Genomic DNA, 3,914 nt, shown 5'->3' on the forward strand with positions numbered 1-3,914 from the left:
CTTTCGCAAAAAATATTTCATTTCTTAATTACTTTTTCAGAGCACTATAATTAACCAAAAAGGAAAAATTAATGGATAAGAAAATATTTATAGCCGGACATAAAGGACTTGTCGGAAGCGCGCTTATAAGACAATTACAAAAAAAAGGATATAAAAACTTTATTCTAAAAACAAGGGAAGAACTTGATTTGATGCAAACAGAAAAGGTTTTTAAATTTTTTGAAGAAGAAAAACCTGATTGGGTCTTTCTTGCAGCAGCAAAAGTAGGCGGAATTTATGCAAATAACGCTTATCCTGTTGATTTTCTGCTTGATAACCTGAAAATCCAGAACAACATTATCGAAGCGGCTTATAAAAATAATGTTAAAAAATTATTGTTCCTTGGTTCAAGCTGTATTTATCCGAAGCTTGCTCCCCAGCCGATTAAAGAAGAATATCTTTTAACTTCGGCTCTTGAACCCACAAATGAGCCTTACGCTCTTGCAAAAATTACCGGAATCAAGCTTTGCAGCGCTTTTAACAAACAATACGGAACAAATTATATTTCCGCTATGCCATGTAATTTATATGGCATAAACGACAATTACCACACCGAAAATGCCCATGTTATACCGATGCTTTTAAGAAGATTTCACGAAGCTAAAGAAAAAAATCTTCAAAAGGTTACTGTTTGGGGGACAGGCACTCCCATGAGAGAATTTATGTGCAGCGATGATCTTGCTGAAGCCTGCGTCTATCTTATGGAAAACAAAAATGCAGAAGAAATAGGCGAATTTATAAACATCGGAACAGGTACAGACGTTACAATAAGAGAATTAGCGGAGCTTATAAAAGAGACTGTAGGCTTTGAAGGTGAATTGGAATTTGATACTACAAAGCCAGATGGCACACCCAAAAAACTTTTGGATGTGTCAAGGCTTAATGCACTGGGCTGGCAGACAAAAATCTCTTTCAAACAAGGTTTGAAGCTTAGTTATGAAGATTTTTTAAATAATCTTTGCGTAAGATTGTAAGAATCTTTTTATTTCTTAAAAAGTAATATTAGTTCTGACACCAAACACTACAGTACTTTTGTCAGAATAATAAGGTTTGTTTATCCATTGGAAATCAGGCTGAATAGACAACCATGGAGTTAAAGCTATTTTGTAAAATACTTCGAGAACGCTTTCACCTTTATTTCCAGTCCTTTGTCTACCATCATCTGTTGCACTGGATAAAGAACCAGCTCTTTTACTGAAAATAGCAGTATTTACTCCGACACCTATAACATCTTCATCCCTTCTAGGAATCAAACCTTTATAAGCCAGGGCTGTTCCGAAATATTTTGTTAACTCGTTTTTGTTAGGAGGCGCCCATGAGAATTGTCCAAGTAAAGATAAACCTTGCCCGTCTACATTATCAGGCTTTTCTTTGAATATTTTTTGGTCAAATTCTGTATAAAATCCGTTAGTGCTCTGGAAAGTTCCAGGGACAACACCTGTTGGATTGCTGTCAGCATCATATGCTATATCATCACTTAAGAACTCATCTCTGCTTTTGTTATTATGCCATGTTCCGACTATATATTTTCCTGAATAGCCTTTTAATGAATGAGTGAATCCAAGTTCTCCCATATGCTGCAAAGCACCGTCTTTGTGAAAAATCGTATTAAAACCGCTCTGGCTGCCTACGCCATTTGCATCAAACAGACCATATTTCAGATATATATTCTCGGTAGGCTGCAATGTTGTTACAAAACCAACAGCAGGATTAGGGTATGTAGGCAATGAAGAGTTAACTATGAAGTTAAACCCTGAATTTATAAATTGGAAACCTGTGTCAAGTGCTTGAAATTCACAGTTAGCATCTTGTTTTCCCACTTTTAATTTTATTTTATTAGACAAAAGACTTTGTTCATACCAGTATTCGCTTAATTGAGGTCCCGGTCTTGCAGATTCGTAGGAATTAAAATACATATAATCGCCTGTGTATTTTTCAGACAATCCTTTTCCGTTAATATCCTGAAATAATACAAATAATTTTCCGCCCGGATATAAATGCATTTTTTCTGTATTAAGCTCTACAGAGGTATTTACAAGACCCTGATAAGAAGGTTTGCTGTTACCTAAAAGTCCGCCGCCGTGTCCTTTCATGAAGTTATTCAACATATATGAACCGGAAACAGTCACTCCATTATCTTCAAGCTTTGAACGAAGCCCATTCCAATCGCCTGTGGCTCTATCCTGATTAAGCCATATTGTAAGAGGAGTTTCTTTTTTGGCTTCCTGTGTCTGGACACCGCCTTTTAAATCAAGAACAGGAACTATATTTTTATCTTTATCAGCTTCTTTCGCATTGGTTTCAGTTAAAGGTACGACTACATCAGCTTTATATTTACAAGGAGTTTGAGTTATTTGGCTAGCCGGAATTTCTGCTGTTTCAGGATTCACGGCAAGAATATTCTGTTGACTCTGCTGAGAACTATCAACTCCTAAAATAACTTTTGTTTGCAAATTACCCTGTGCATTTAAATCTGCACTTGCACTTGAATCAGCAAACGACATGTTCCCTATCGACAATGACACTGCAACAGCTGCCGACAGCAAAAAAAGTCCCTTGATTTTTTTTGTTTTCATAATAACACTCCTATCACTCTTTACTGACACTATACCAAATTTGAAAGCATTTGAGAACTTAAATTTTAAAAGTTGAAATGAGTTCTTGCAAATTTTGAGCGGCTTTCGCCAATATTTGAGAATTGATATTTATTTTTTCAAGGCTTTGTGTTTGTTCGTGTGAAACACTTGCTATTTCTTCTGTGCTTGCAGCAGCTTGTTCCGTAATAGCAGAAATATTTTCCATCATATTGACCACATTATCTGCTTTATTAGCCAGATCAGTTATTTTATCTGCAGATTCTTTAATTTTATCAGTTGTAGATATTGAAGCCGTGGCTATTTCTTTTAAACTGATTTCAACATCTTCAATATGTTTGAGACTTATATCAATATCCTTGGTGGTTTTTTCCATCGTATGAACTGCATTAACAGTTTTATTCTGAATTTGTTTAATCATTACTGTTATTTTATCTGTAGCTTCGGCAGACTGTGTCGCCAATTTTTTAACTTCATCTGCGACCACCGCAAAACCTTTTCCATGTTCTCCTGCCCGTGCAGCTTCTATTGCAGCATTAAGCGCAAGTAAATTAGTCTGGTTGGCTATGCCTTTAATTAATTCAACAATAACTCCTATTTCTGATCCTAATTTGCCAAGGTCGGCTATTTCTATAGCAACTTCATCAGCTGAATCTTTAACTTCTTTAGAGCTTATAGCGGCTACATTAGCTTTAGAACTACCTTTATTTGCATTATCTTCAGTAGTTTTAGCTATATTGACAGTTTCATCCATTGTTTTTAAAATTACCTGAATAGAATTATTTATTTCTTCCACGCATTGAACACTTTCATTAACATGGCGAGCTTGTTCCTGAGATCCTGAAGCTAATTGAGATATACTTAAAGCCACCTGTCCTGCGCCTTTTGAAGTTTGTTCTGTAGCAATGCTAATTCCATTTGATCCTGCTAAGACTTCTTCAACGGTTTTATTTACCTGCCTAATCAAATTTTTAAAATTATTTATAAATTTACTGAATGCTCTGGTTAACCTACCTATTTCAGAAGCACTGGAATCTTCTATTATACAAACTTTTAAGTCGTTTTCGGCAAGTTTCAAACTTATATCAGAAAGATCTTCTATTGGTTTAGAGATTTTATGCCCGAGCTTAAAGGCTATAAAACAGGTTATTGCCACTGCTAATATTGCCACTAATGCAAGTATACAAATCATATTATTCATTTCAGAAAGAACTTCGGATATAGGTAGGGACCTTAAGAAATTTTATTGATTCTCCGATAAAAAAAGAAGAGAAAAATTAA

Annotated in this window: 3 protein-coding genes; 1 reads left to right on the forward strand and 2 read right to left on the reverse strand. The window is 35.2% G+C overall.

Annotated features, from left to right (window positions below; genetic code table 11):
* Positions 1–71: 71 nt before the first annotated feature.
* On the forward strand, positions 72–1,013 hold the full coding sequence (locus tag WCG23_13060) for a GDP-L-fucose synthase (GenBank protein MEI8390800.1): 942 nt from the start codon (positions 72–74) through the stop codon (positions 1,011–1,013).
* A gap of 15 nt (positions 1,014–1,028) precedes the next feature.
* Here the strand turns inward: WCG23_13060 and WCG23_13065 are convergent, their stop codons facing one another.
* Together WCG23_13065 and WCG23_13070 are read right to left on the reverse strand one after the other, a co-directional pair.
* Complete coding sequence (locus WCG23_13065; protein MEI8390801.1) at positions 1,029–2,615, reverse strand: carbohydrate porin; 1,587 nt, start codon at positions 2,613–2,615, stop codon at positions 1,029–1,031.
* Between the two features lie 58 nt (positions 2,616–2,673).
* Positions 2,674–3,834, reverse strand: coding sequence for a HAMP domain-containing methyl-accepting chemotaxis protein (locus tag WCG23_13070; protein MEI8390802.1), 1,161 nt, complete (start codon positions 3,832–3,834; stop codon positions 2,674–2,676).
* Between the last annotated feature and the right edge of the window lie 80 nt (positions 3,835–3,914).

The sequence above is a fragment of the bacterium genome (genome assembly GCA_037147175.1).
Taxonomy (GTDB): domain Bacteria; phylum Cyanobacteriota; class Vampirovibrionia; order Gastranaerophilales; family UBA9971; genus UBA9971.